Source organism: Sphingomonas sp. GW821-FHT09B04 (assembly GCF_059418285.1).
In genome coordinates this window covers 410,519-435,977 of the sequence record NZ_JBWKPO010000005.1, presented here as the reverse complement: position 1 = coordinate 435,977, position 25,459 = coordinate 410,519, and the positions used below count along the sequence as shown (strand labels likewise).

Below are 25,459 nucleotides of genomic sequence, written 5' to 3'. Positions count from 1 at the left end.
TCGTCACTCCTAATTCGCCACGTTTCCGCTCCCGTCCTCGAGCGTGAGGGAGGCGCTGAACGCAGGAAGGCTGATGCTGTTGGTCTTGAAGAAGCTCATCAGCACCGGCCGGAAACTGACATTGCGCAGGCGTACGACCACCAGCGGCGCGACATCGGCGCCGTTGGGATCGCCGGCATAGCCAAGCCCGGAATATTCGTAGCGAATCTCGACATTCGCCGCGGTCAACCGCGGGAAGATCAGCCGCATCCGCGCCGCCACCTTGTTGAACGCTGCAAGGTTCGCGGTGCCGAGCCATGGACAGGAGCCCGCGATGCAGCTGCAATTGACTGCGGTCGCGTTGTTCCCCGTCACAGCGGTCGAGACACAACTCGCCCCCGCGAAGCTCGCTTGCGGCACCAGGTCCCCCTGCAACAGCCCGCCACTGACGGTGAAGCTGTAGGCTGCCAGCCCGCCCGGCACGATATCGGTCACGACCGCATAGCGCGCGCCGGTCTGCGTCGCCTTTTCCGCGCGGTTGCACTCCCACAGGAAGCGGGCGAGATCGACCGAGCCCAGCAGAAAGACGATCAGCAGCGGCAGCACCACCGCGAACTCCACCGCGCTTGCCCCGCCCCGATCGGCCAGAAGGCGGCGAGCGATCATACCCCCATCACCGGTACTTCCGACGCCGCGGTCAGGCTGATCGTCGCCGTGGTGAAACCGAAGTGCCTGAAGAGCGAATTATACGGCACCACCGCCGCCACCTTCACCACCGGCACACCATTCGCTGCGCCTTTGTAGATCCCCGAATAGGTGCCCGAACTGTCGCATCTCACCGTCAGGGTCACACTGGTGGGATCGGTCCAGCCGACCAGCCGCGCCGTCCCGCCGCTGATCGTGCCGGTCCGCGTGATCGCGCGCGTCTTGGTCACGACATCGGTCGATGCCGAAGCGCAGCTATATTCGCCAAAACCTCGGCGCGAGGCATAGCGGGCACCATCGCGCACCGCTTTCACCACGACATGTTCCGACATGAAGTAATTGCCGAGGTCGACCAGGCCGAACATCAGGATCAGGATCACCGGGGTGACCAGCGCCATCTCGACGCCGACCGACCCCGAGCGGCAGCGCCGCAGCAAAGGCGCCAGCCGCCTCATTGCAGCAGATACGGCACGTCGCGCCGCACCACCTGAGCCTGATTGGCGCCGTTCGCACCGGCGAGTGTCTCGCCGATCACCTCGACATAGACCTCCTTGGAATCGGTGTACGCGACATTGCCGCTCTTCCGCGTGAAGGCCGGTTCGACCAGGAACACGTCGAGCCATTTGGCGACAGGAACGTTGGTCGATTTGCCGTGCAACGTCAGCGCTCGGCAGTTGAGGACGGCGATCGAAATGCGACGCCGGTCACCCTCTGCGCCGGGGGTCAGCCCTGTCCGGCCGGTCGCGGGATGCCCGAAGCCGGTCGGCTGAGCTCCGTTGCCATTACCGTTGCCATTACCGTTGCCATTGCCATTACCGCCCCCCAGCCCTTGGGCGATCGAGATGCCATAGGACTGTCCACCCACGGTGATCGCCGTGTGCGTCATCTCCCATTTATAGACCTCGTAGCGCGACGCGCTGGCCGACAGTCCGGTCGCGCCGGTCCATGCCCCCGAACCGCTGAGCTTGTAGTTCACGCGGAAATAGGCGTCGCGGTCCCAGCTGCCGGTGCCCATCGTGCCGCATTGCGCCGACGATGCGACCGCGTGGCACAAGTCGCGCGGATAGCCCATGATGTCGGGGTCGGCACTGCCATTGGCTGCGAGTGCAGCCGCACTGGTCGGGCGATAGGGCCGGCTCGACTCGCCCCATGTGTCGTTCGAACAGTTTGCCGCGTTGTTGGAGGTGCAGACCAGATCCTTGCGGCTGTTGCTCGAAGGCGAACAGGTACCGCCGTCCTGCGAGGGACAGGTCTGGTTGCCGTTGGCGAACACGTCGAACCTTGTGTTGAGCGCCGACAGCACCGACGCGCTCATTCCGGTCTTGGTCGTCACGCCCGTCAGCGGTGAGCAATTACCCGGCGGCTTGTTGTAGCCCAGCGCCGCGGCCAGCGCGCTCGCGCCATTGCCGGCATTGGATTCGAGCCAGCCGAAATTGCCCGGCGCATCGGCATTGCCGGTGATCAGCTTCAATCCGATGCCCACCGCCGGGCTGAACCCCAGCAGCTCGTCGCCGTTGTTGAGCGGCTCGGATGGGTTGCACACCATCACCGGCGGGACGTTGCAGATCGCGGTACCGACACCTGCAGACGCCGAAGCGCTGATCGCTCCGGAATTGAGCGCACCCACGATCGGCGTCAGCGCATAGCGTGCCGTGCGTGCGCCAACGGTGACCTGCACGAAATGCGAGTCCGTATCGCCGGTCGCCGCGGTCCGTGCGCTGTCGCTGAAGGTCGAGTAGAAGGCGATCGTCGGCACCGTCACGGTGCGATCGACCCCGTCATTGGCGAACAACGCACGATTTGCGATCAGACTCTGCGCAGCCGAGGTCGCTCTGCTCTGCGCGCCGGTCAGCCCATCGAGCTGCGACGCCGCGGCAAGCGCAGCCTGATCCGCGGCGCCCTGAAGTTCGGTGTCGAGGCCAGCGAGCCGCGCATAGTCGAATGCAAGCCCCGCCGCGCCGACCAGCCCGAACAGCGATACCGCAACGATGGGGGCGACCGCGCCGCCCTCGTCCCGCAGCAGATCGCGGAGGGTGCGCATCGCCAGCCGCGCCTATTTCGGCGGCCCGCCCGCACCGCTCGCGGTGCCGGTGGTCGAAACTGCTGCGGGCTTTTTGACTTCTCCCTTGCGATAGCGTTCGGCTGCGGCCGCGGCGCGCGCGCCCGAAGTCAGGATGGGCGCGTCGTCGTCCACGACCGGACCGGGGTCGATGACGTGGAGCGCCTGATTAGCGCGGATCGTATCGCCCAGCCCCGTGTCGATCGGCGTGCAGGCCGCGAGCGCGAGGACCGGCAGCAACGCGAAGCGGCGGATCATGTCCATGCTCACTTCCTCATCTCGTAGCCGGAGGGGGCGTCATCGGGCAGCACGCGCGCCGGGGGCTTGACCTTCTTCGTTTCGGGCGGCGGCGCATGGGGATCGAGCGGGTTGATCCCCACCGCGCGATCGGTGCGTCCGAACCCGAACAGATCGCCCTCGCTCGGCGGCAATACCCGGTCCGTCGGCATCGCCAGCTTTTCGGCGCTTACCGGCTTCACCAGCCGCGGCGTCACGATGATGACCAGTTCGGTCTCCTGCTTCTGGAAGCCGGTCGAACGGAACAGCGCGCCGATGATCGGGATCGATCCCAGTACGGGGAACTGCCGCACCGTATCCTGGAAATCTTTGCGCAGCAGGCCGGCAATCGCAAAGGACTGGCCATCGCGCAGCTCCAGCGTCGTCTTCGCGCGCCGGGTCTGCAGGCCGGGCACGGTCAGCCCGTTGATCGTCACCGACGCCGACGGATCGATCGAACTGACCTCGGGCGCGACCTCCAGATTGATGACGCCGTCGTCCAGAACCGTCGGCGTAAAGGCCAGGCTCACGCCGAACGGCTTGAACTCGACGGTGATCGTCGACCCGCCATTACCGGTGCCGCTGGCCGAGCTTTGCGCGACGGGCACGGGAAATTCCCCACCCGCAAGGAACGAGGCGGACTCGCCCGAGAGCGCGATCAATGTCGGCTCGGCCAGCGTGGTGACCACGCCCTTTCGTTCGAGCGCATCGAGCGCGGTGACGATGTTCAGTGATCCGATGCTGTAGCGCGCCGCACCGACGCCGAATGCTTCAAGGATCCCCGGCAGGTTGACGATCGGCCGGCCGCCCTGATCGGTGAGGATCGTGGTCTGGGGTGCTGTATTACCGGTGCCGCCGCGGAAACCGCCCGAGAAGAAGGCGTTATTGAACCCGAACTGCTTCGCCGCGGTGCGGTTCATCTCGGAGAAGCGCACCTCCAACATCACTTGCTGCGCCGCGCCGACGCTGAGCAGATTGACGACCTTGTCACCGGCAAAGGTCGCCGCGATCTGCTTGGCGCGATCCGCGGCCGGGCCAGAGGAGACGGTCCCCGACAGCACCACCGAATCCCCTGACGCGCGTACCGCGATCTTCTCGTCGGGCATCAGTTCGGACAATTGCCGCCGCAGCGACACGACATCGGCACCGACCGAAACGTCGATCACTGTTATCAATGTGTTGTTGCGGTCATAAATGGTCAGGCTCGTCGTCCCCTGCTTCTTGCCGAGCACATAGACCGACCGGGTCGTGAGCGGGACGACATCGGCAATCTCCGGATTGCCGATCAGCACCTTGGTAAAGGGCCGGTCCGCCACGACCACCTGACTCTTGTTGACCGGCACGACGATCTCGCCTGCGGACATGTCCGGCGCGGGGACGACGCCTTGCGCCTGTGCAGGCAATGTCAGTGGCGCAGCGCACAAAGCCACTGCGACCAGCCGTCCCGCCAAGCGGGTTTTGCGATCAGAACCCGGCATAGCGCCCCACCTCATAGCTTTTGTCCTGCGTGCCCCGGACCACTTCGACACGGTCGCCCGCAGGGGTTATGGCGGCGCGCGGCTGTGGTGCGCGCGTCTCGCGCGTCCGCACGGGGGCCGGACCGGCCGGACGAAGCGGCTGCGGCCGGTTATAGCCACCGACATATGCGCCATCGCGCAGATCATCGACGCTCACCGTCTCGACCACCGGATTGGGTTCGCCGGTGACGGTGCGCAGCACAAGGCTCAGCGTCCCGATCTGCTGCGCAAGCGCCAGCTTTTGTGAATCGATCTGCGACACTTCAAGCGTTGCAGTCTTGCCGACCATGGGCTTGTCGGCGTTGTCGTTCGCGTCCTGATCGATCGCGATCACGCGCACCTTCTGCAACAACACGTCCGTGATCTGGCCGGTATTGCCGGTCAGATCGGTGGGCGTGCGCGTCACCAGCACATCGACGACGTCGCCGGGGAGTACGAAGCCGGCGACACCCGCCACCTCGTTCACCCGCACCGCAGCAGCGCGCATGTCGGGCTTGAGCACTGCGGAGATCGTCGCGCGGCCGCCCTCGCCCGCCAGCTTGGGGCGCAGGATCGGCTCGTCCGTGAGCATCGGGCGCAGCGCGACGCGCGGCTTGCCCATTGGAAGCAACTGCTCAAGTGAGTGGAAGGCGCCGGCAGGAACCGAGTCCGCGGGCCAGTCGATCAGGCGGACCTTGTCCGCGGTAATCTGGGTACCGAAATCGATCGGGACGCGCGCCACGACGACTTTTCGAGTTCCCTGGCTGCTTTGCGTTTGCGCCTGTTCGACACGGCCCAAGTAAGTATTCGCAAGAAATACTGCCGCCAGTCCAACAACAATCGCGATCGCCAGCATGATGATCGACTGATTACGCATAGCCCCCGGCCTCCATCACGGGAGGGGACCGTCCCTTGGGACGGTCCCCAGGGGGTGCATCAGCAGACGCCGTTGACGCTGTTCTTGATGCAGTTCGAAGCCTCGTTCATGGCCTTGCTCACCGAGTCACCCAGCTGCCAGGCCGCAAGCGCGATCCCCGTGCCGACGATTGCCAGGATGAGCGCATATTCCGCGGCGGAGGCGCCGCTTTCATCATTCCACAGAGCCTTGATCATGGTCATCTCACGTCTCCTCAGCGGACCCGTGTCACAGCGGATCTGGGCCGCTCCACCTTCATCAATCCGGTCTGCGGCGGCGTCCTCCCGTTGGATCGTCGAAGCGTCGCTGCATACCGCACAATCGATTAGGAGCTTCGCCCACAGGCAAGTCAATAACTAAAAATTCACTATATAATTCAACATCTTGTCACGCATTCTCGTTAACTATATTGATAAAAATCATTACATATCAACACGTTAAGAATGATCCATATTCGACCGTTCCACAGTGCGATGTCTTCTTTTTTGGTCAAAATGTGTACCCGATCAACACAGGGCGGCCCAATTTGTAACTAAAGATATAAGGCATTACTATACGAAACGGTCACTTCATTATCAAAATCCAGCAGATGATTTCATCGTTACATGTTTAGGATATAGTTCAAATCGACTCGGGCGAGGAGGAACAGGTTGAGCGTCACGGATAAATCCGAGTCGCAAGTAGCGCCGGGTGACCTGTTTCTGCTTATCGCCGCTACCTTCACGGCCTTTGCTTTTGCGCTGGTCATGTCCTCTGCGCTGGCAGACGGCGATACCGGCTGGCATATTGGTACAGGCAGGTGGATTCTCGAACATGGGCAGGTCCCGCGCACCGACCCCTTTTCGTTCAGCGCCGCCGGCCGCCCGTGGATGGCCCACGAATGGCTGAGTGAGGTCGCGATGGCCACGGCGTGGTACGCCGCAGGCTGGCGGGGTATCATGCTGTTGTTCGGGACGGCGGCGGCGACGCTCTATGCGATGCTCGCGCTGCACTTGCGCAAGTGGATGACGCCGGGCGCCACAGCACTGACCCTGCTCTACGTTTCCGCAGCCCTGCTGCCCGCTTATCTTGCGCGGCCGCACATGCTCGCGCTTCCGCTCCTCGCCGGGTGGATGCTACTCATGATCAGAGCGCGCGAACAGGATCGCGCGCCTCCGCTTTGGCTGGGGCTTCTGATGCTCGTCTGGGTCAATGCCCATGCCAGCTTCATCGTCGGCATCGCCATCGCCGGCGCCTTCGGTCTCGAAGCGCTGATCGATGCGCCGCGCGACCGCCGCTGGCGGGTCGCACGCGACTGGGGGCTGTTCGGCGCCGTCCTGCTACTCGCGGGACTGTGCAATCCGGCCGGGGTCCACGCCTATGAATATCCCTTCTACGTCAGCCGGCTTGAGCTGCTGAAATATATCAGCGAGTGGAATCCCGCTTCGTTCGGTCAGATCTCGATCTTCGAGATCGTCCTGCTCTCGACGCTGTTCTTCCTGCTGGCGCGGCCGGTTCGGGTGCCGGTGATCCGCCTGCTGATGCTGCTCGGTTTCCTCCACCTCGCGCTCGAGCATATCCGTCAGCTTGCGGTGCTCGCTGTCATCGCCCCTATCCTTCTCGCCGAGCCGATAGGCCGTGCCTGGAGTAACGAAGCCTCCCTCCCCCGCCCGTCGCTGTTGAGGAGCATTCGTGTTGACACGGTCCAGCTGCGGCCGCTGCTCGCTACCGGGCTGCTGCTGTTTGCCGGGATGATCGCGCTGCGGCTCGCAATCCCGTTTGATCGGCCCGACAGCCGTGGCGTTCCGCAATCCGCACTCAGCGCTTTGCCGCCGGATCTCCGTACAAGACCGGTGTTCAACGAGTATAGTTTCGGCGGGCTGCTGGTGCTGGAGGGGATCCGTCCATTCATTGACGGTCGGTCGGATATGTATGGCGACGCCTTCACCACCGATTATTTCGAGATGTCGCGCGGCGATATCGCACGATGGCGCCGCGCCGATGCGCGATGGCAATTCGCGTGGACGATCCTGCCGCCCGATAACCCGCTTGTCGCGCAACTTGACAAGGAGCCGGGCTGGCGCCGGATTCATGCCGACAAATGGGCGGTGATCCACATCGCCGATGCCCGGCGCGGGCCCGATCTCAGGCAGGCACGCGACAACGATAGGTCAGGTTCACCCGCTTCGACAGGATCAGATAGGGGAGCCAGATCGCCACGCTGATCAGCACTTTCTTGAGGTTGCCTTCCAGCAACCCGCCCAGCGGTGCCGCGACGGCCGGGGGCAGATCGGTCAGCGCCCCCATGACGCGCGCGATCCCGACCTGCATCGCGATGTCGACGATCCACGCGACCACGAGGAAGCGCGGGAAGCTCGGCACATGCCGAAGCGCCAGCACCGCAGCGAATGCGTACATGCTGGTCATCACCACCACGTCGAGCAGCATCAGTTGGCGGAGCAACAGGAACCACCCCGGCGCGTCGGCGGGCAAGGCTGGGATCGCGGTCAGAAACTCGAACGCACGCAACGGGATGTTGAGCAGGATGCCGACCACCAGCGAGGCCATGAATCCGGTGGCGCCGAACAACGGCAGCGATCGCGCGGCGACCGGATCGACATCACGCCACCGCCCGATCCGGCTGAACCGGTATCGCAGTTGGGGTTGCAGCATGTCCTTGCGGAACCAGCTGAGGCCGAGGAACATCATCACCATCGGTGCCGCGATGAGCAGCGAATAGGAGAGCAGGTTGGGCACGAACACCCCCGCCATATCCCCGCTCAGCGACATGCGCAGGCCACTGGCGAGCGCCGCCGCCGCAGCCCACAGCAGCGCGAGCGCCGGCAGATCCACCTCAAGCCGGCAGATCAGCGCTGCGCTTCGTGCGGTCAGGCGATGGCGTAACTTCTGCTTCATGCGCGGTACCCGGTCGTCTCCATGCACGATCCCGCCACCGATCTAGACGAACGATCTTCCAGGATGGTTAACTCCCTTTCATCGGGGAACGCATTGGGGGCCGAATTCATGAACGCGGATCTAGTTCCCGGAGGGGCAGGAACAAAGGGCACCGTAACGACGGGCGAGACCGGCAGCCTCCACCGCGCGGCGAGCCGCGTCCGGCGCGCGTTCGATCGTGCGTTCGATGGCGCGGACGGTGGCCGAGCGGTGGTGGTGGCTGCACGATTGCTGCTCGTGCTCATCGCCATACCCCTGTCGTGGAGTGCCCGGATCGAGCCTGAGACCTGGCATCGCGCTGCACAAACAATCCTGCTTGCCTATAGCATCGTTGCGGCCGGTTTCCTCGTCGCACACATGTTTCTGTGGCTCATCGATTATTGGCTGCGCAAGCTCGCCGCCCCGATCGATCTGGCGATGTGCAGCACGATGCTGGTGCTCGCGGTCACGGCACCCGCCCTCTATTTGCCCTTTGTCTGGTTCACACTGGCCGCAGCCCCGTCGCGAAAGGCACTGCTGATCCGCCTGCTTCTGCTCGATCTGATGATCTTGCTGGCAGAAGCCGGCGCGACCTACGCTGGCTGGTCACCAGTCGCGCCGAGCATGATCTGGCTCCAGTTCGGGCTGGTCAATCTCACTGCGATCCTGCTGCTGGGGTGGCGGGCTACGGTCGCACACGACGGCGAGGCAGCGGCAGAGCAGGAAATCTGGTCCGAAGCCGGGGACGATCCGCGCCTTCTGTCACTCGATCTGCTTGCCGCGGAGCTCACCCGGCACGTCGACGCGCGACAGGTTCTGTTCGTCTGGCGCACGACGGATGGGGGCAGACTCCATGCGGCGTTGGCGGAGAATGACCGCCTCACCCGGGTTGATACCGACGGCGCAGCGTTCGTGCCGCCGGCATGGGATGAGCAGGCGTTCCTTTTCGTCCCTGGCAGTCGGGTTGCCCTTCTGCGCAACTGGCGCGGCGTGGTGCGCCGCTCGACCGGGCACGCGCCCAGCCTTCCTCCCACACTCGCGCTATCTGGACAGCCGATGTGCGGCGTACCGATCCAGGCCGGGGAGATGCAGGGACACGCGATCCTGCTTGGCGTTGGCCGTCCGTCAGGCACGCTGCTCGAAACCGCCGCGCGTGCGGGAGAGGCGATGAATACCGCGCTCGCGCGCCAACAGGTGCTCGCCCGCTGGTTCGAACATGCGCAGACCTCGGCACGGATCGCAATGAGCCGCGACCTTCACGACGGGATTACTCAGACGCTCGCCGGGCTCCGCCTCAACCTTTCCGCCCTGCGCAGCCGGCTCGACGGCGACCGCGCAGAGATCGATGCAGACCTGGGTGAGATCGTTGGGATCATCGCCGCCGAACAGACCAATTTGCGCGCGCTGATGGTCGATCGCCCGCATGTGACGAACGACCGGGTCGATCTCGTCACGCTGATCGCCCGGCGGCTCGAGCTGCTGGGGCGCCAATGGCAAATCGAATGCCGGCTCGACCCCAAGGGCGAGTCGACCCTTCCCGTCTCCGCCAGCCTGTCGATGGAGCTGGAACTGCTGATCCGCGAGGCGATCTCGAACGCTGTCCGTTACGCCGGCGCCGGGCAATTCACCGTGCGGCTGGCCACCGACGGCGAGCAGCTCTTCCTCAGCATCAAGTCCGACGGCCGTCCGCCCGATCCGTCGCGGCAGATCGATGATGACGGCGAGGAGCGCATCGCCTCGCGCTCGCTCGAGCGGCGGATCGTGATGCTCGGCGGCACCGCCTATGAGGAGGCGATCAGCGCAGGGACGCTGCTCGCGATCCGCCTTCCGGTCGAGGAGCATGAGACGACTGCGAATCCGGATCCGGAATAGCGCCGAATTCGTCCGGAAGACCGGGTTCGTTGCACATCGCCGCAAAAGTTTTTTCGAACGCCGCAAATCCCGCGGCATGAACTTTGCCCGCTAAGCCGTTGCGCGATCAGGCCGGATGCAAGCATCACCGTAGCCTGCGGATCCCAGAGGTAAATCCGGCCTTTACCAGCCGGGGAAACCAATCCGGTAAGCCGTGCCCGCTATTGTCGGACCGCAATCAATTCGGAGTCCAACATGGTACGGGCAATCAAATCGGGCGCGCTCTTCGCGGCGGCCCTCAGCAGCTTCGCCGCGGTCAATGCCTCGGCCGGCGACACCGGGCTCGACATCGGGTCGAGCCGCTACACGCTGAGCATCACCGGCTTCGTGCCGGTCGTCTGCCGCGCCACCGTCGATGCGACGTCGGTCCCCACGACCGCCGGCGAAGTCTCGCTCGGCACGCTCAGCGAGTTCTGCAACAGCCCCAATGGCTATGCGATCTACGCCGATCACTCGGCCGCGCTTGCGGGTGGCAGCATCGTCGTCGGCGGGCAGAAGATCCAGCTGTCGGAGACCGGCTCGACGCGCATCCGCATGTCGGACCATGCCGCGATCCAGAACAACGGCGTTTCGCTTGAAGTGCCTGAAGGGGTGACCTCGGCGCAGATCGCGTTCCGGATCGTCCCGCTCTGAACAGCCAGATCTAACGGCCAGCTCTAAACGGGTTGCCCTGCCCTCTGGGAGAGGATCAGAGGACAGGGCAATTCTGTTGGATCCCGGACGGCGTGCTCGCCACCAGCGGGGTCACGGTGACCACCAGCACTTCGCCATATTGCGGCGACACGGCCTTGCCCTGCCCGCCCTCGAGCAACGTCGCGGTGATCGGCAGGATGCCGGTCGCCGCATCGGTGCCCGCGCGCTGGCAGGTCACGGTGGTAAAGGTCGGGCTGGTATTGTTCTTCGTCTGGCCCAGGAAGCGGACGCTGTAGCGCAGCGTCTGGTTCGGGTCGGACAGGGTTCCGCCCGGATAGGTCAGCCGATAGGCATTGGGTGAACTGAGACCGACCGAGAACGGACCGGAGCTCGCCACACGGACATAGTTGGTATTCGGCGTGGTGTAGGTGGCAGGCGCGCCCAGCACCTCGGCCGTCGTCTTGTCGCCGACCTCGCCGAAATCGAGCATCGTGCCGACATAGCTCGCCTGAAGCCCGCTCAGCACCGTCACCGAAACGACGATCGCATTAGGATGCGTGCCGGTATCGGTGATCGGCCCGCCATTGCCCGTCGCCCGGCAGCTATAGACGATGTCGAAGGGCAGCGTGCCCCCCGCGATCAGGTTCAAATTCGCGGGCAGCGTCAGCCCGAAATTGAGCGTGAAGGTATCAGACGCCTGATTGTTGCCCGAAAAGGCCCAGCGGAACACCCCGGGCGCCGGAGTCTGGGCGTTGATGTTCAGGATCGGCGGCGACTGGTTGGTGCCAAAGAAGATGTTCTGGTTGTAACCAGTCCCTCCGCTGCCCGTACTCGCCGCGATCATCGGCGTCAGCGTCGAACCATTCTGCGCCGACGTCGCGCCCTTGGCATAGAATTCGATGTTGGACGTTTTCTCGCCACCCGTCCCGTTGACGCGCGACAGCGTCACGCCGGTGATGGTGACGCCGAAGGCGGTCGGGCTGAACGGATCATATTGCAGGTTGGCGACGCCGCCCGATACGGTGGTCAGGCCGCATTTCCCACCTGCCAGCGCTTCGCTGCCGGTGAACATCCCGGCCAGCGCGCAGAGGATCAGCCCGAGTTTGCCAAATCGCATGGTCACTTGTCCTTCCCCGACTGGATTTCCGGCAGGCGCACAAGGCCCTTGGTGTCGGCCGGGATGGTGATGATGAACGTTGATTTCTTCGCGTCGAGCATCTCGATCCGCCAGCGTCCGGGCGCGAGGCCTGCTGCGGCGAAGCGGCCGTCACGGGTGGTGAACACCGTGACCGGCGGCCGGTCGGGATGCGCCAGTTCGGTGGCACTGCCGGTCACCAGACTCACCGGCTCGCCATCGCTGTCGAGCAGGCGACCGATCGCGGTGACGAAATAGTCGGACCCGACCACCAGCTTGTACCCGCTGCGATAGGGCGGCAGCAGGCGGAACGATCCCTGACCCATGTCCGCTCCAGCCGGCGCGTCGGGCGCGTCGACCGTCAGCGTCCGCTCGGCATAGGAGCTGATGCTCGGCTGTGTACCTGCCTTGAGCATGCCGCTGTTCGCGGTGAACCCGAACGGCGTCGGCTCGACCACGACATTGGCGCCGCCCAGCGTGCGATGCGGCGTGACGATCGCGAAGCTGTCATAGATCGGCCGTCCGACCGAGAAGGCGCCGTCCGCGATCGCCAGCGAGGTGCCCATCCGAACCGACGTGCGCTGGCTCGTCCGCGCGCCAAACGTTCCCTGGAACGTCCCGAAGTGGCTGAGGCCAAACTCGGCGCGGTTGCTGTAGTAATTGCCGTTGAAGTTGAAGCCCGACCCATGGTCGCTGCGTTCGACATCGGCGGTAATGTTGTACGATCCGACGCCCTGCCCGTGCAGCGTCTGGAACGATGTGCGCACACGATTGTCACGCGTATCATAGTCGGCGCGGGCGCTCGAATAACGGCCAAGCCGGACCACCAGCGATGCGAGCGCGCTGACGCGCGATCCCCCGCCGTCGCGTTCCCAGCGTCCGTCCACGGTCAGGCTCGCTATGTCCGAAATGCGGTAGCCGGTCGTCACGCGATAGCTGTGCACGTCGCGCTGCGCGCCGCGCCCGATCGAGTAACGGCCGTCGAACCCGGCATAGAGCCGGTCGTTGAAGGCATGCGAATAGCCACCACCAAACTCGGCGACGAACTGATTGTCGGGCGTGAACACCCCCATCGGTCCGAACCGGCGGCTGCGGGTCTCGGCGAACAGCGTCAACGAGTCCGCCTGTCCGTTGCGGCGCTGGATCAGCCGCTGGAAGGTCAGCGTCGCGGCATAGCCCGATCCGTAATTGCGGATGTCGGAGACCGAGAAATTGCCCGCGAACGACCCGATCGTCGTCGCGGCGACGAACTCGACCCCACCCATGCGCGAGCGCTTGTCGGCCTGGATGTTGGCGCCCAGCGTCAGCTGGTCGGTCAGGCCGCGACGATAGAAGCCGGTCACGGCCCAATCGTCGCTATAGCGCGGCCCGCTCGGCCCAAGCGGGTTGAGAACGCCCGCGTATAGCCCGAATTCGCTCAGCCCCTTCGCGAGTTGCGACTGGTCGAGGAACAGGTTGAAGCGGAGCAATTCGGTGCGTCCGGCGTCATCCAGCACAGACAACCGTATGTCGTTCGCGCCTTGGGTGAAGGGGAAGTCGCGAAGGTCATAGTTACCGGGTGCAAGCTGAAGACGCCGGACGATCTGGCCGTTGACCTCGACCTCAACGGTCGAAGGACGGTCCAGCCGGAAGCTCCGGTCGCCACGCGGCCGGATAATCTGCTGCGGTTGCAGCACGCTGTACGAACGGAAGATCGAAACGCCGGCGATATCGGGCGCCGACTGGAAGCCGCGGCTGATCGTGCGCAGATCGCCCACAGTCCACCGCATCAGGTTCTTCTCATCGTCATAGACGAAGCGCGAGCCGAGCCGCTGGAAGTCCGTCCCCGGCCCGCCGGGCTGCCAGATCGCCTCACCCTCGGCCACCACCGGGCCGATACGGGTGGCGCCGTCGAGCGAGAAGATCGGCGAGGTAAAGCCGACATCGCCGCCCGCATGGAGGTAATCCAGCGCGCCGCGGATATTGAGATAGGCGCTGAAATCCGCCGGCTCCGCAAAGGTGCCGATCCGGTCGCGATCGAGCGGGCTGACCTGCACCGTCTTGGTGCCGCGGCGCTCCGCCGCGATCGTCAGGTTCAGCTCCAGCGTCTGCGGATTGTAGCGGATCTGCACGCCCGACGCTTCGAAATCGGCGGGTGTCAGCGACGCCTTGGTCGCCGACACCCCCTGCAGCGCCTTGATCGTGCCGGGGTTGAGCACATTGGCGAGCAGGTCGATCAGTCGCTGCGCAGGCAATTCGATGCGGTCGTCGGGCTGGATGACGATCTGCATATCGCCCAGATAGATGCCGCCATCCTTGAGCGGTACGGTCAGCGCGATCGGCTTGCCGGTCGGGTTGAGCCGCATCTGCGGCCCCGCCGCCATTGCCGGGGGCGCCTGGATCGTCACGCGCCGTTCCTGCACTTGCAGCGTGGTTCCGGCCTGGTCCGATGCGTTGGCGGGGATCGCCAGCAGCGCGGTCAGGACGAACGCACAGCCGCCCAGCAGGCGTGCACGGTCAGGTTTCGGGCGTGAAGCTGACATCGAGCTTGCCCCCTTCGGTTGGCAGCACGATCGGCAGCGTCATGCGGCGTACCTGATTGGCGCCGACAAGACCGAAACCGATCGTCTGCTGGATTTCCGGGCCCGAGAGAGTCTTGCGAAAGACCTCTTTGCCCGACGCGTCCCTCTGGATGATCCGCAAGCGGCCATTCGAGAGATAGGCGTGCGCCGCCGACGGATTAGCGAGGGTGAGAACCGGCGCGGGTTTCCCCTCGGCGTTCTTCCCAACTTCTGCCGACTGGATCGAGAGCGCTGGCTTGGCACCCGCAGGCGACACACTGACCAGCACCTGGAAATTGTAGAGGATCTGGATCGCCGACTGTCCTTCGGGCAGCTTCACGGGCAGCTGTGCCACCGTGACGTAATAATGCTTGCTCGCCTTAAGATCGGGATCGCCGACATATTGGATGCGGAAGGTCTGGGTCTGGCCCGGCTGGATCAGTGCCTGAGGCGGGAAGATCAGCAGATCCTCGCTCGGCTTGCCGGTGCTCTTCACCCCGGTCTCGTCGAACATCAGCTCCTCGACGCGCAGTTCGACCGGCAGCGGAGTCGCAAACGTGTTCTCGACCGTGATGACCTGACTCATCCCGCGGCCCGAGACCGACAGGTCGATCACCACCGGCTGAACGGTCATGCTCCAGGCGGGCGACGCGAAGACCGCCGCCAGTGCCGCGAGTACCGTAACGAGACCTCGAAGGAGCTTCATATGTCCAGTCTCCCTGTGCCGATCGTGCGATCAGCTCGAAACGTGCAGTTCGATGACAACCGTGTCTGAATAGCGCCCGGCAGTGAGTGCCCCGCCGCCGGCCGGGATCGAGAGACGCAACGACAGATCGCCCGCCGTCCCGTCCGGAACATCGAGAATGGCCTGCGGCGACGCCGCGGCATTGAGCGTCAGGGCGCGGTTCGCCCAGTTCGCATCGAGCTGATAACCGAGCACGTCGCCAAAGCCGGTCGTCGACTGGCGCCTCGCGCGATTGCCGCCATCGCGCAGCAATCCGCCATTCGCGCTCGACAGCGTCAGCCGGTGCGCGGCGTTGCACACCACGGGTAGTTCGATCACCATTTCCGCTGCGCGCGGCTGCGCGGTCAGCGGATCGACCAGTTCGGCGATGCGGATCTCGCCGCTCGACGGACCGGCGCCGATAAAGCTGGCGTTGACGGCGGTGCCGGCGCGCGCGGAGCGGATCACACAGGCGGGATATGTCCGCCCGGCAAGTTCGATCCGTCCGCGGGCGTCGCCCGTTTGCGCTGCCGCCGGGAGTACAGCGGTAAGCGCAAGCGCGCCGGCTAGGGGAATTGCGTACCTCATTGTTGCGGCTCCAGGACAATGCGGAGCGTGTCGCCGTAATAGCCGGCGATCACCGGGGCATTGGCGCGCACGTTCGACGCGCCCTGCTGAATCTCGATGCGCAGCTCGAGCGTGCCCGCGCCGGGCCGGTCGATGGTCACGCCGCGCTCGGCGACGCGGCGCGACAGCGCGTCGGCGTCGAGCGCGGTGTTGACGCCAGCCCAGGAGACTTCGGCCCGATAGGGCACCGCATAGGTGAAGCCGGCCGACGGGGTCGGGGGCAGCTCGCTGGTCCGCCACAACCCGTTATTCTGCGATTCGATGCGCAGGCGATGCGGGAAGCTGCAGACCGCGTCGAACTGGACCGACGCGCTCGCCGCATTGGTCGCGAGCGTCGTCGAGTCGACCATCTGGTCGATCTGGAGCGTCTCGCCGCTCAGCCCGCGGAAGTTGGTTTGCGCGCCCGGTGCCAACCGCGGCGGCTGCAACACGCAGATCTGCGGCGCCGATCCGATGACGGGCATGTTGGTCGTGGCAGGCCGGATCTGCGCGGTCGACGGCGCGGTCCCGGCGGCCACGACCGAGGCGAGGAGGAGCGCGACCCGGGTCATCTCAGTTCGCCACCGCCAGCGTGACGGTCACCAGGCCGAGATAGCTGGTGTCGGACACCAGCCGCAGTCCGCTGCCGCCATTGGTGGCGAAGGTGCCGATCGACACGGTGATGTCGCCGGAGAAGGCGGTCGGCCGCGTCTGGACCGCGCCGGGGTTGCTCCCCGCGCCGGTGGCAAAGGTCGCCGCAGTGGCCGTCCAGCCGCTCGCGGTCGCCGTATAGTCCACCGTGCGCGAGAAGCCCGCGGGGGGCGCCGCGGTGAAATTCTGTGCAGCCATCGGCGTCGCATTGACGGTGATCGTGCTACGCGAGCTGCAGAAGGAACCGGTCAGAACCTTGGACGGTGCCGCCAGGTCGGTGCGCAGCAGGCCGGTCGTGGTGTCGGTGAGGACGCCGAGATCGAAGGTGGATCCGGTGCCCACGATCGTCCCGCCCGAGCACAGCGCGGGGACGTTGCCGGCCACGGCGAAGGACTTGGTGTCGGTCGCGCTTTGGGCAGCGGCCGAACCTGCCGTCAGGGTAACGAACGCACCCGCGGCAAGGATCAGGGAACGGGTCATCTCAGCTTCCTCCGCCAACGGCCGGGCCAAGCGTCACGACGACGAGGCCGTTATAGATTCCTGCAGTGAGCAGCGCGTCCGACGGCGCGGTGAAGCCCGAGAGCGTCACGTTGACATCGGCGATCTTCGGCGCCGGCTGGGTCACGCCGGTGCTGGTTGCGGTCGGCGTCGCGCCGGAAGCGCTCGCCGCCGACGTCGCCGCGGTCGGCGACAGCGCCCAGTTGGATGCGGTCGCGGTATAATTCACCGCTTTGGCGAACCCCGGCTGCACCGGCGATGCGTCGGCGGAGACCAGAGCGGTCACCTGCACCGTCAGCGCCGATCCGGCGAAGTTGCAGAACGAGTTCGGAAGCGTGACGCTCTGGTCACCCAGCACCGCGATCCGTCCGACCCGCGTGCCCGATGTCGCGGCCATCTGGCCGAGATCGACGGTGGCACGCGACGGGGCGCCCAGGATGCACAGCCGCGCGACATTGCCGTTGACGATGACCTGCCCGGTCGACGTGTCGCCGGCCGCCTGGGCTAGCGCGCTTCCCGGGATCATGGCCGCCGCTGTTGCGGCGATGGTGATCATCAGAGCCTTCATCGTCATGCTCCTTGGTTCCGCCGGATCAGTTCGCCGCCGACAGCGTCACGCGCGTCTCGCCCTGATAGGCGCCGGCGATCAGCAGCCCGGAAGCGGGCGTCGACGAGCTCGAAAGCGTCACGGTGACGTTGCCGGTGAACAGCGCGACGGTGCTGGGGCTGCCTGCCCCCGCAACGATCGAGCTGTCGGACGCATTGACCGAATTGGCGATCGCCGTGGCGGTGTAATTGACCACCCGGTCGAACCCCGCCGGCGGCGCGCTCGTCACCGTGGTGTTGACCACCGGGAACGCCTCGACGCTCATCGAAGAGGCGGTGCCGTTGCACCAGCCGACGAGCGTGCGGGACTGGCCGTCGAGCTTGCTCGCGTCCAGCTTGCCCGCACCTGCGCCGGTGCCACCCTGCGCAAGCTCGCCTGCATTGATCACCGCATTGGATGTGGTGAACAGGCAGCGCGGCGCCACCGATCCGTCGATCGTCACCGTTCCCGTGGTGGTCTGTGCCACCACCGGGGTCGCGGTTGCGGCGGCCAGAACCACCGAAGCCAGGATCAACTTGCGCATCGTCTCATGCCCTTCCGGTTTTCGATCAGGTGCCGGGCTTGATCACGACGGTGATCTTGCCGGTGTAGACCGGATCTGCGGACAGCAGATCGTTGACGGTATTGGTGCGGAAGTTGCTTGCAGTGATCACGATGTTGTCCGAACCATTATTGGCCAGACGTCCACCGACCGCAGTGTCGGCACCCGCCGCAGCCGCGCTGTCGTTCGAGAACGGGCCTGCAGGGCCAGTGGTCGTCGTCACGGCAACATTCGCGGTGAAGTCGATGCTGTTGTCATAGCCCGTCGTCGCGGTTGCCGTTGCCGCGGTGATCGGATCCGCGTCGACGCTGATCGTCGGTGCAGCGGTGGTGCACACGACCCGGGCAGCGACGCCAGCCGCAGTGAAATCAGCCGCAAGACCGGTGCGCAGCCTGCCGTCGACGCCGGCCAGCTCGCCGAATGCGACGAGACGGGTAAAGGTGTTGTCACCGCCGGGAACGACAATGCATTTGGGCGCCACCGAACCGGTGATGTTCACGGTGCCGGTGGTGTTTTGGGCCATCGCCGGCGAGGCGACAGCGAGCGCGGTGCCAGCCGCAAGAATGGCAAGAACGGTTTTCATCACTCGGTCTCCTGATCTGGCCGGCATCCGGCCGGGCAAGATTTGGTTCATCGGCAACAGGCCACACGCTTCACTCATGAGGGTGTCACGGAGCAGGACGGGCGTTGCTTCGCCGGTCATGGCGCGACACTCACGGTCACGGTCAGGGTGTCCGCGTAATTGCCCGAAACCAGCATGTTGGCGCCGGAATAGGCAGGCGCGCTCACGCGCACGAACGACCCGTTTTGCAGAATGGAATTGGAATTGAGCCGCAGCCCGTCAGTGGTCGTCGCCGGGCCGCGGAAGCTGCACGGCGTCCCTGTTGTCGCGGTCAGCGCCGCAACCGCGCAGGTCGCCGATGCCGTCGCGCTCGATCCGACCAGGTTGAGCATCACATCATAAGGCGCAAGCGTCGAATAGCCCGACGGCGCGCTGCCCGACGCCTTCAGCCCGCCATTGCTCGACACCACCGCAACGCGCGAGGGTCCGGTGCATTCGAGCTGGAAGGTGAAATCATGGGTGAAGCCGGTCTGGTCGAAGTTCGGCTGATCGAAGCTGCCGTTCGGCGCTGCGCCGGTAGCGAAGCCGCAGCGACCGCCGACCATGGCCCGTACCTGAATCGGGAGCGAAGCGAAGCCGCCAGCATTGGGGCCATCGGCATAATAGGTTTGGGCTGATGCTGGCGCGTTGCAGAGCGTTAGCCCTGTCGCCGCCAAGATTCCCAAAGTCCAGACCGAAATCCGCAACTCCGCCTCCCTGAAAAGGCCTGTCGAGACGAAGTTAGGTTCCGCTTTCGCATCGCCTTCACTTGGAAGCGCAACATTGCGCCACGACTCGATGTTTACGGATTGTTAAGCAGATTGCTCAGCTGATCCATTCAACGTTATGGACAAACTGACGATATATTAAGCATTATGTGGATGAAACTATAGTTATATCTTCGCCTGTCTTGCGATGACGCTTATCCGAAAGGAAGTCATCAAGCGGGCGTGACTAGAGTTCAGTCCCCGTCTTGGGCAGACGCTCGTTTTCTTTCTGCATCAGCATCGCCAGCTCGACTCGATTCGCGACGTCGAGCTTGGCAAAGATCCGGTGCAAGGTGAGCTTGACGGTCCCTTCGGTCACGCCCAGCTCAAAGCCGATATCGCGGTTGCGCAGTCCGCGGGTGATGAGTTGCGCGATCGACCGCTCACGCAAGGTAAGCAGACTCAGCCGGGTAACGCTCTTGCTGCCCTGCATCGCCAGCGACAGCGCGCGCTGCATGATCGACCGCTCGATCCACTGCCCGCCGGTGGACACTTCGCGCAGGCACGCGACCAGCAGCGTCTCCGCCCCTTCCTTGGGCAAGATGCCCTGAACCTTGAGGTCGAGCGCCTCGATCAGGTCCGAGTCGGAAATATGCGCAGTGAGCAGCACGATCGCCCGCTTGTCGTGCCGCGCGCGCAGGGCGCGCACCACATCCATGCCGCCGCGATTCGGCATCGCGATATCGAGGATCAGCACATCGGGGCGGACGACCGGGATCAGCTCAAGCGTCTGCGCGCCGTCACGTGCAGTGCCCACCACTTCGAAATCCGAGCCACGCAGCACCGCCTCGATGCCCGAAAGCATCAGAGGATGATCGTCCGCGACAAGTATCCTGGGCCGGGTCACTGTGCCTCCCGAATGGCGCGTTCACGACAATCCAAGTTCCGTCGCTTGGCATCGAAGTCAAAGCTCTAACCAATCAAGAACTTCATATGACAACATTGCAAGCCCCTATCTGTCGCCGACTGCTCCTGGGGACAGCCCAAGCCCGCCTCGTTCCAGCAGAGGTGGGAGTTCGAAGATACGGACGACCGGTCCTCCACGGCTGCCGGGTTCGGGCCGAATAACCGTCCGTAAACGTCCGCCGGCGGAAATCGCGCGATACCTGTCGAGCTGTGCGCGATACCGGGCTGGCTCCCGTCGGTAGACTTCTTCATGCGTAAACACCGCAAATCGGCCTTGGCAGCTGGCCAGCTGCTCGGAATCGAGATGCCCGAAATCGACCACCGCGCTTCCTGCCCGCAGCGTTTCGACGCGGGAATAGGGGATACGCCCGGCCAGCAGCGCGGCGGCATCGACACACCCGGCCGACCCCAACGGGAAGCGCAACGGCCACCCGTTCTGCAGCAGGTCGAACGCGGCATGCTCGACAAGGATCGTGCTCCCGCTCGGCGCATTCGCCATGATCCAGGCGGATGCGGCTTGGCGCGTATCGTCGGCGCGCTCAGCCTGTGTCGTGAAGGTCGCCTCGACCATCGGCGCCATCAGCAGCGCTGCGATCGCTGCAAATTCTAACCCGGTCAGCCGGCGCCCGAACGCGCGCAAACGGCCTGCAAGCGCACAGATTGCCGCCGCAGCCCCGAGCGCAAGGAAGGGTAGCAGCGGCACCACCCAACGTTCCCAGACCAACGCCTGCGCACAGATCACGATGGCGAGGGCCGCAACACCGGGCAGCACCGCGATCCGGACCCGCCGGTCGCGTAGCCCCGACACGCTGCCGATCACAATCGCCGCAAGACCCGCCGTACCAAATGAGCCAAGCAACGGGCCGCGCACATACCAGCCGATATTGGCAAGAAGGCCACCACCGGTCGCTCCGGGGTGCGCGGGCCGCGCTTCGCCGGTGAGATTGTGGATCACCGTGACATAGTCGAGCAGGAGGAAGGGCGATGCGATCAACAGCGCCACGGCCGCAGCGGTGCCGACGATGGCGACGTTCCGCACCCTGCCCCAGTCCTTGCCGCACGCAAAGGCCGCAGCGAGCGGGCTCATCGCAAACAGTGCCGCAGGCCATTTGGTGGCGACACCCAGGCCGATGAAGACCCCTGCGAGCGCATGATCGCGCCACCGCCCGCGCTCCAGGATGTTCAGCGACGCGAGCGTCGCCAGCAGGACGAAGACGGTCATCTGCACGTCGGTGCGGATGACCTGCGAGTAGGAGACATGGACCGCGTTCACCGCAATCAATGCCGCCGCGAGCAACCCCATGCGCGCACCACCCAGCCGCTTTCCGAGCCGATAGGTCAGCCAAACGCAGAGCACGCCGCACGCCACGAAGAACAACCGCGCGGGCAGGAACAGGATCGAGGGATCGGCATAGGCGGCGGCAACAAAGGCATCGAGATCGGCGAAGCGCCCGGTGAGAATGCCAATCCCCGCCACCGCGACCATCACCAGCGCGATCGCATAGAAGGTGAGCGTCGCGGGATGCCCGAACCAGCCCGGGTTGAGGTTGCCGCTACGCAGCATGTCGAGCGCAGTCATCATGAACAGCGGCTCGTCCGGATCGTTGAGCGCCGGCAGGCCAAATCCGACGCCGTGGATACGGATCGCGGCGGCGATGAGCAGGATAAGCAGGATCGCGGCACGCTCGGTCCAGCGATCGCGGTTACGGGGCGGGAGGTTCGGGTCCGTCATGGTGTCGAATGGCATGACGTGGAGTAACGATGCGAACCGTAATCCTGGCCGGCGGCCTCGGCACCCGGCTCGGCGAGGAAACCGCCGTCCGGCCCAAGCCGATGGTCGAAATCGGCGGAATGCCGATCCTGTGGCACATCATGAAGATCTATTCCGCCGCCGGCTTCAATGACTTCGTGATCTGCCTTGGCTACAAGGGCTATCTGATCAAGGAGTTCTTCGCGAACTACTTCCTCCACACCTCCGACGTGACCATCGACCTGCGCGGCGGCAACGGGATGGAGGTGCATCACGCCCGCTCCGAACCGTGGCGGATCACGCTGGTCGAGACCGGCGCGGCGACGATGACCGGCGGGCGGCTGGGCGCGATCCGGCCGTATCTGGAGGATGGCGAGCCGTTCTGCTTCACCTATGGCGACGGCGTCGCGGATATCGACATCGCCGACCTGGTGAGTTTCCACAAATCGCACGGGTTGCGCGCGACGATCACCGCGGTGTCGCCCCCGGGACGCTTCGGCGCGCTCGAGTTCAGCGGGACGCATGTCACGGATTTCAAGGAGAAGCCTGCCGGCGATGGCGGGCAGATCAACGGCGGGTTCTTCGTCGCCGATCCCTCCGTCCTCGACCTGATCGACGGGCCGGACAGTGTGTGGGAACAGAAGCCGCTCGAAACGCTGGCGCGGGGCGGCGAGCTGATGGGCTATCGCCACGACGGCTTCTGGCAGCCGATGGATACGCTGCGCGACAAATTGTACCTCGAAGACCTGTGGAACGGCGGAAATGCGCCGTGGAAACGCTGGTGAGCGGATGGCGCGGACGCCGGGTGCTGGTCACCGGGCATACCGGGTTCAAGGGCAGCTGGCTGAGCCTGTGGCTGCATTCGATGGGGGCCGAGGTGACGGGGCTGGCGCTGCCTGCACCGACCGAACCGAGCCTGTTCGAGGCGGCGCGGATCCGGGACATCGTGGAACATGTGGTCGCCGATGTTGGTGATTACGCCGCAGTGCACGCCACGTTCGCCAGGGCAAAGCCGGAACTTGTCTTCCACCTCGCCGCCCAGCCGCTGGTGCGTGCGTCCTATTCCGACCCGATCGGAACCTATGCGACCAATGTGATGGGCACGGTGCACGTGCTCGAGGCCGCGCGGCACGCCGGGAGCGTCAAGGGCGTGGTCTGCGTCACCAGCGACAAATGCTACGCCAACCGCGAATGGGTGTGGCCCTATCGCGAGAGCGACCCGATGGGCGGGCACGACCCGTATAGCAGCAGCAAGGGCTGCGCCGAACTGGTCGCGGCATCGTGGCGCAACTCGTTCTTCGGAGACGACGGCCCTGCCCTTGCCACCGTCCGTGCGGGCAATGTCATCGGCGGTGGCGATTGGGCCGAAGACCGGCTGATCCCCGACCTGATCCGCGCATTTGAAGCAGGCGTAGCGCCGCTGATCCGCGCGCCCGACGCAGTGCGGCCCTGGCAGCATGTGCTGGAAGCGCTGGGCGGATATATCGCGATCGCCGAACGGCTGATGGCCGGCGACCGCAGCTTTGCCGATGCCTGGAACTTCGGGCCATCCGACGACGATGCGCGACCCGTGGGCTGGATCGTCGAACGGATGCGCGCAGCATGGGGTGACGGCGACGCACCGCTGCTCGACAGCGGCCCTCGCCCGCACGAGGCCGGGCTGTTGCGGCTCGACAGCTCCAAGGTGCGCGCGGCGCTGGGCTGGCGCCCTGCCCTCACGCTCGACCGTGCACTGGAGTGGATCGTCGACTGGCACAAGGCGGTGGGATCGGGTGACGACGCCCGCGCCGTCACCCTCGCCCAGATCGCCGACTATTCCGCCGCTTCGAGCATGCGCGCCGCCGCCTGAGCCGGCGCAGTCGCCAGCGTCAGGATATTGCCGAGCTTGAGGCCGACCGGAACCGCTGGCAGCGGCACGCGCGTAACGCGGATACCTGCCGCCCATGCCGCTTGCCGCACGAGGAAATCGAGCGGGAAGACGTTGCGGCTGCCCTCGACATGCACGTCGTTAAACCCGGCGCGGCCCAGCAGCGCCTTCATCGTCGAGGGGCGATAGAGTTCGGGATGCTGGAGGCAGAAGGGCGGCCAGCGCTTACCCATCACATACCGCAGCAGCGAGCTTTCGTCGTGGGTGACGATCATCAGCGTGCCGCCGGGACGCAGCTTGGCGCGGATCTGCGACAGCATCGCGAGCGGATCGAGCAGATGATCGAGCACATGCACCATCACCGCAAGACCGATCGAGCCATCCGGAACAGGCGAGAGATCCTCCATCGCGGCCGAGATGGTGGCGGGCAGCCCGCCCGCGGCGGCGCGCAGCGTGTCGTGAATCGCCGCGTTGGGCTCGAACAGCCAGAAACGGTTGAACCCGCCATGCAGCGCCGCAGCGCGAACGAGATGACCGGCGTCGGGACCGATTTCGAGGTAACCGCCGCCCACCCCGCCCTGCTCAACGCTGCGGGAGAAATAGCCGCGCTGCGTCGCGACGATCGCCGCATCGCCGATCGCATCCATGTTGGGCGCCATCCGCGCGTAAAGCTCGCCGAGTTGCTCGCCGGTGAAGAACACCGGGTTGTAGAGCTGTTTGCAATCGACGCAGCGGTGATAGGAGAAGAAGCACTTTTCCTTGAACAGCCCCGCCCAGAACGGGCGCAATGCGTCGAGCGTCATCGTCTCGGCAGCCTTACCCGCACGCACTTCGCGACGCGCGTTGGAAGAACCGCAGGCGGGGCAGTCGCGATACAGATACTCGGTCATCAGGGTCTCTCCGCCGTGCGGAAGGTGACGCGGCTGTGCCAGAACCAGCTCGTCACGATGATGACGAGCGCGAAGCCGAGCTGGGCGATCACCGGCGGAACACCGCCGATCTCAACCAGGATCGGCAGGATGATCCAGTTGGCCGCATAATTGGCGAGGTAGAAGCTGGCGAAGGCGCCGAATTCACGGGCGAGATTGCCACGCGTGCGGAACACCCCGAGCTTGTAGGTGGTGAAGGCGAAGCACAGGCTGACCACCTGTGCGATGCCGAGCGCGATCAGATAATGCGTCTGGAAGACCGGCACCGCCCACAGCAACAGCGGGTAAATGCCGATGCCGAACACGGTGTTCGCCGCCCCCGCAGCGGCAAAGCGCAACGGACGTTCCGCGCGCGCGATCACGACGGGTGCCTCCATCCACCCCGTTCCGTCACCCCGGCCCTGTGCCGGGGTCCAACGAGAGGCAGGCGGCGGGAAAGAGCCTGAAGG

General features: G+C 65.1%; 27 protein-coding genes. 5 read left to right on the top strand and 22 right to left on the bottom strand.

All coding sequences use genetic code 11. The features are described from left to right. Window positions 1-9 precede the first annotated feature (9 nt). From AC07NK_RS17800 to AC07NK_RS17770, 7 genes are read right to left on the bottom strand one after another with little or no spacing between them, the layout of a single operon-like run. The gene (locus AC07NK_RS17800) at window positions 10-645 is read right to left on the bottom strand and encodes a TadE/TadG family type IV pilus assembly protein (RefSeq protein ID WP_495171948.1); all 636 of its coding nucleotides are present in this window, start codon (window positions 643-645) and stop codon (window positions 10-12) included. Further along, window positions 642-1,139 carry a TadE/TadG family type IV pilus assembly protein gene (locus tag AC07NK_RS17795; RefSeq protein WP_495171947.1) on the bottom strand — a complete coding sequence of 166 codons (498 nt, stop codon included), beginning with the start codon at window positions 1,137-1,139 and terminating at the stop codon, window positions 642-644. The genes AC07NK_RS17800 and AC07NK_RS17795 overlap by 4 nt, the downstream gene beginning before the upstream one ends. Then, window positions 1,136-2,725, bottom strand: a complete 1,590-nt coding sequence (locus tag AC07NK_RS17790) for a pilus assembly protein TadG-related protein (protein WP_495171946.1) — start codon at window positions 2,723-2,725, stop codon at window positions 1,136-1,138. Before AC07NK_RS17790 ends, AC07NK_RS17795 begins: the two co-directional genes overlap by 4 nt. 12 nt (window positions 2,726-2,737) lie before the next feature. Next, on the bottom strand, window positions 2,738-3,007 hold the full coding sequence (locus AC07NK_RS17785) for a hypothetical protein (RefSeq protein WP_495171945.1): 270 nt from the start codon (window positions 3,005-3,007) through the stop codon (window positions 2,738-2,740). A gap of 2 nt (window positions 3,008-3,009) precedes the next feature. Further along, entirely contained in the window at window positions 3,010-4,497 is a 1,488-nt protein-coding gene (locus tag AC07NK_RS17780) for a type II and III secretion system protein family protein (protein ID WP_495171944.1), read from the bottom strand. Then, complete coding sequence (gene cpaB, locus AC07NK_RS17775; protein ID WP_495171943.1) at window positions 4,484-5,392, bottom strand: Flp pilus assembly protein CpaB; 909 nt, start codon at window positions 5,390-5,392, stop codon at window positions 4,484-4,486. The genes AC07NK_RS17780 and cpaB overlap by 14 nt, the downstream gene beginning before the upstream one ends. A 59-nt stretch (window positions 5,393-5,451) precedes the next feature. Next, the gene (locus AC07NK_RS17770) at window positions 5,452-5,634 is read right to left on the bottom strand and encodes a Flp family type IVb pilin (RefSeq protein WP_447725221.1); all 183 of its coding nucleotides are present in this window, start codon (window positions 5,632-5,634) and stop codon (window positions 5,452-5,454) included. 447 nt (window positions 5,635-6,081) lie between these two features. Here AC07NK_RS17770 and AC07NK_RS17765 point away from each other — a divergent pair, with 447 nt between their 5' ends. After that, complete coding sequence (locus AC07NK_RS17765; RefSeq protein ID WP_495171942.1) at window positions 6,082-7,635, top strand: hypothetical protein; 1,554 nt, start codon at window positions 6,082-6,084, stop codon at window positions 7,633-7,635. Here the strand turns inward: AC07NK_RS17765 and AC07NK_RS17760 are convergent. Further along, complete coding sequence (locus tag AC07NK_RS17760; protein WP_495171941.1) at window positions 7,556-8,326, bottom strand: DUF2569 domain-containing protein; 771 nt, start codon at window positions 8,324-8,326, stop codon at window positions 7,556-7,558. The two genes, AC07NK_RS17765 and AC07NK_RS17760, sit on opposite strands and share 80 nt — an antisense overlap. 108 nt (window positions 8,327-8,434) lie before the next feature. Here AC07NK_RS17760 and AC07NK_RS17755 point away from each other — a divergent pair, with 108 nt between their 5' ends. Continuing rightward, window positions 8,435-10,216, top strand: coding sequence for a sensor histidine kinase (locus AC07NK_RS17755; RefSeq protein ID WP_495171940.1), 1,782 nt, complete (start codon window positions 8,435-8,437; stop codon window positions 10,214-10,216). Between the two features lie 234 nt (window positions 10,217-10,450). Continuing rightward, window positions 10,451-10,888 (top strand): hypothetical protein, encoded by a 438-nt coding sequence (locus AC07NK_RS17750; protein WP_495171939.1) that lies wholly within the window; start codon window positions 10,451-10,453, stop codon window positions 10,886-10,888. A 55-nt stretch (window positions 10,889-10,943) separates the two neighbouring features. Here the strand turns inward: AC07NK_RS17750 and AC07NK_RS17745 are convergent, their stop codons facing one another. The 12 genes from AC07NK_RS17745 to AC07NK_RS17690 form a co-directional block, all read right to left on the bottom strand. After that, window positions 10,944-12,005: a hypothetical protein gene (locus AC07NK_RS17745; RefSeq protein ID WP_495171938.1), complete on the bottom strand. Its 1,062-nt coding sequence runs from the start codon at window positions 12,003-12,005 to the stop codon at window positions 10,944-10,946. A 2-nt stretch (window positions 12,006-12,007) separates the two neighbouring features. Next, entirely contained in the window at window positions 12,008-14,545 is a 2,538-nt protein-coding gene (locus tag AC07NK_RS17740; protein ID WP_495171937.1) for a fimbria/pilus outer membrane usher protein, read from the bottom strand. Further along, window positions 14,520-15,269 (bottom strand): fimbrial biogenesis chaperone, encoded by a 750-nt coding sequence (locus AC07NK_RS17735; protein ID WP_495171936.1) that lies wholly within the window; start codon window positions 15,267-15,269, stop codon window positions 14,520-14,522. Before AC07NK_RS17735 ends, AC07NK_RS17740 begins: the two co-directional genes overlap by 26 nt. Window positions 15,270-15,299: 30 nt before the next feature. Beyond that, the gene (locus AC07NK_RS17730; RefSeq protein ID WP_495171935.1) at window positions 15,300-15,875 is read right to left on the bottom strand and encodes a hypothetical protein; all 576 of its coding nucleotides are present in this window, start codon (window positions 15,873-15,875) and stop codon (window positions 15,300-15,302) included. Continuing rightward, a complete protein-coding gene (locus tag AC07NK_RS17725; RefSeq protein ID WP_495171934.1) occupies window positions 15,872-16,465 on the bottom strand; it encodes a hypothetical protein in 594 nt (197 codons plus the stop codon). The genes AC07NK_RS17730 and AC07NK_RS17725 overlap by 4 nt, the downstream gene beginning before the upstream one ends. A gap of 1 nt (window position 16,466) precedes the next feature. Beyond that, complete coding sequence (locus tag AC07NK_RS17720) at window positions 16,467-17,024, bottom strand: hypothetical protein (RefSeq protein WP_495171933.1); 558 nt, start codon at window positions 17,022-17,024, stop codon at window positions 16,467-16,469. Window position 17,025: 1 nt separating this feature from the next. Continuing rightward, window positions 17,026-17,610: a hypothetical protein gene (locus AC07NK_RS17715; RefSeq protein WP_495171932.1), complete on the bottom strand. Its 585-nt coding sequence runs from the start codon at window positions 17,608-17,610 to the stop codon at window positions 17,026-17,028. Window positions 17,611-17,635: 25 nt separating this feature from the next. Further along, a complete protein-coding gene (locus AC07NK_RS17710) occupies window positions 17,636-18,172 on the bottom strand; it encodes a hypothetical protein (protein ID WP_495171931.1) in 537 nt (178 codons plus the stop codon). Window positions 18,173-18,197: 25 nt separating this feature from the next. Continuing rightward, window positions 18,198-18,773, bottom strand: a complete 576-nt coding sequence (locus tag AC07NK_RS17705; protein ID WP_495171930.1) for a hypothetical protein — start codon at window positions 18,771-18,773, stop codon at window positions 18,198-18,200. Between the two features lie 116 nt (window positions 18,774-18,889). Beyond that, a complete protein-coding gene (locus tag AC07NK_RS17700; RefSeq protein WP_495171929.1) occupies window positions 18,890-19,498 on the bottom strand; it encodes a hypothetical protein in 609 nt (202 codons plus the stop codon). Window positions 19,499-19,745: 247 nt separating this feature from the next. Further along, on the bottom strand, window positions 19,746-20,405 hold the full coding sequence (locus AC07NK_RS17695) for a response regulator (RefSeq protein WP_495171928.1): 660 nt from the start codon (window positions 20,403-20,405) through the stop codon (window positions 19,746-19,748). Window positions 20,406-20,510: 105 nt separating this feature from the next. After that, window positions 20,511-22,196 carry an ArnT family glycosyltransferase gene (locus AC07NK_RS17690; protein ID WP_495171927.1) on the bottom strand — a complete coding sequence of 562 codons (1,686 nt, stop codon included), beginning with the start codon at window positions 22,194-22,196 and terminating at the stop codon, window positions 20,511-20,513. Between the two features lie 29 nt (window positions 22,197-22,225). Between AC07NK_RS17690 and rfbF the strand changes: the two genes are divergently transcribed. Together rfbF and rfbG are read left to right on the top strand one after the other, a co-directional pair. Next, window positions 22,226-22,999, top strand: a complete 774-nt coding sequence (gene rfbF, locus AC07NK_RS17685) for a glucose-1-phosphate cytidylyltransferase (RefSeq protein WP_495171926.1) — start codon at window positions 22,226-22,228, stop codon at window positions 22,997-22,999. Further along, entirely contained in the window at window positions 22,996-24,063 is a 1,068-nt protein-coding gene (gene rfbG, locus AC07NK_RS17680) for a CDP-glucose 4,6-dehydratase (protein WP_495171925.1), read from the top strand. Before rfbF ends, rfbG begins: the two co-directional genes overlap by 4 nt. Here rfbG and AC07NK_RS17675 read toward each other — a convergent pair. Next, window positions 24,027-24,971 carry a class I SAM-dependent methyltransferase gene (locus AC07NK_RS17675; RefSeq protein ID WP_495171924.1) on the bottom strand — a complete coding sequence of 315 codons (945 nt, stop codon included), beginning with the start codon at window positions 24,969-24,971 and terminating at the stop codon, window positions 24,027-24,029. The two genes, rfbG and AC07NK_RS17675, sit on opposite strands and share 37 nt — an antisense overlap. After that, window positions 24,971-25,387, bottom strand: a complete 417-nt coding sequence (locus tag AC07NK_RS17670) for a GtrA family protein (RefSeq protein ID WP_495171923.1) — start codon at window positions 25,385-25,387, stop codon at window positions 24,971-24,973. Before AC07NK_RS17670 ends, AC07NK_RS17675 begins: the two co-directional genes overlap by 1 nt. Window positions 25,388-25,459: the final 72 nt, after the last annotated feature.

Excerpts from the sequence above, each read along its gene's own strand:
- AC07NK_RS17800 (WP_495171948.1), bottom strand. The coding sequence starts at position 645 with ATGATCGCTCGCCGCCTTCTGGCCGATCGGGGCGGGGCAAGCGCGGTG.
- AC07NK_RS17795 (WP_495171947.1), bottom strand. The coding sequence starts at position 1,139 with ATGAGGCGGCTGGCGCCTTTGCTGCGGCGCTGCCGCTCGGGGTCGGTC.
- AC07NK_RS17790 (WP_495171946.1), bottom strand. The coding sequence starts at position 2,725 with ATGCGCACCCTCCGCGATCTGCTGCGGGACGAGGGCGGCGCGGTCGCC.
- AC07NK_RS17785 (WP_495171945.1), bottom strand. The coding sequence starts at position 3,007 with ATGGACATGATCCGCCGCTTCGCGTTGCTGCCGGTCCTCGCGCTCGCG.
- AC07NK_RS17780 (WP_495171944.1), bottom strand. The coding sequence starts at position 4,497 with ATGCCGGGTTCTGATCGCAAAACCCGCTTGGCGGGACGGCTGGTCGCA.
- cpaB (WP_495171943.1), bottom strand. The coding sequence starts at position 5,392 with ATGCGTAATCAGTCGATCATCATGCTGGCGATCGCGATTGTTGTTGGA.
- AC07NK_RS17770 (WP_447725221.1), bottom strand. The coding sequence starts at position 5,634 with ATGACCATGATCAAGGCTCTGTGGAATGATGAAAGCGGCGCCTCCGCC.
- AC07NK_RS17760 (WP_495171941.1), bottom strand. The coding sequence starts at position 8,326 with ATGAAGCAGAAGTTACGCCATCGCCTGACCGCACGAAGCGCAGCGCTG.
- AC07NK_RS17755 (WP_495171940.1), top strand. The coding sequence starts at position 8,435 with ATGAACGCGGATCTAGTTCCCGGAGGGGCAGGAACAAAGGGCACCGTA.
- AC07NK_RS17750 (WP_495171939.1), top strand. The coding sequence starts at position 10,451 with ATGGTACGGGCAATCAAATCGGGCGCGCTCTTCGCGGCGGCCCTCAGC.
- AC07NK_RS17745 (WP_495171938.1), bottom strand. The coding sequence starts at position 12,005 with ATGCGATTTGGCAAACTCGGGCTGATCCTCTGCGCGCTGGCCGGGATG.
- AC07NK_RS17740 (WP_495171937.1), bottom strand. The coding sequence starts at position 14,545 with ATGTCAGCTTCACGCCCGAAACCTGACCGTGCACGCCTGCTGGGCGGC.
- AC07NK_RS17735 (WP_495171936.1), bottom strand. The coding sequence starts at position 15,269 with ATGAAGCTCCTTCGAGGTCTCGTTACGGTACTCGCGGCACTGGCGGCG.
- AC07NK_RS17730 (WP_495171935.1), bottom strand. The coding sequence starts at position 15,875 with ATGAGGTACGCAATTCCCCTAGCCGGCGCGCTTGCGCTTACCGCTGTA.
- AC07NK_RS17725 (WP_495171934.1), bottom strand. The coding sequence starts at position 16,465 with ATGACCCGGGTCGCGCTCCTCCTCGCCTCGGTCGTGGCCGCCGGGACC.
- AC07NK_RS17720 (WP_495171933.1), bottom strand. The coding sequence starts at position 17,024 with ATGACCCGTTCCCTGATCCTTGCCGCGGGTGCGTTCGTTACCCTGACG.
- AC07NK_RS17715 (WP_495171932.1), bottom strand. The coding sequence starts at position 17,610 with ATGAAGGCTCTGATGATCACCATCGCCGCAACAGCGGCGGCCATGATC.
- AC07NK_RS17710 (WP_495171931.1), bottom strand. The coding sequence starts at position 18,172 with ATGCGCAAGTTGATCCTGGCTTCGGTGGTTCTGGCCGCCGCAACCGCG.
- AC07NK_RS17705 (WP_495171930.1), bottom strand. The coding sequence starts at position 18,773 with ATGAAAACCGTTCTTGCCATTCTTGCGGCTGGCACCGCGCTCGCTGTC.
- AC07NK_RS17690 (WP_495171927.1), bottom strand. The coding sequence starts at position 22,196 with ATGACGGACCCGAACCTCCCGCCCCGTAACCGCGATCGCTGGACCGAG.
- rfbF (WP_495171926.1), top strand. The coding sequence starts at position 22,226 with ATGCGAACCGTAATCCTGGCCGGCGGCCTCGGCACCCGGCTCGGCGAG.
- AC07NK_RS17675 (WP_495171924.1), bottom strand. The coding sequence starts at position 24,971 with ATGACCGAGTATCTGTATCGCGACTGCCCCGCCTGCGGTTCTTCCAAC.
- AC07NK_RS17670 (WP_495171923.1), bottom strand. The coding sequence starts at position 25,387 with ATGGAGGCACCCGTCGTGATCGCGCGCGCGGAACGTCCGTTGCGCTTT.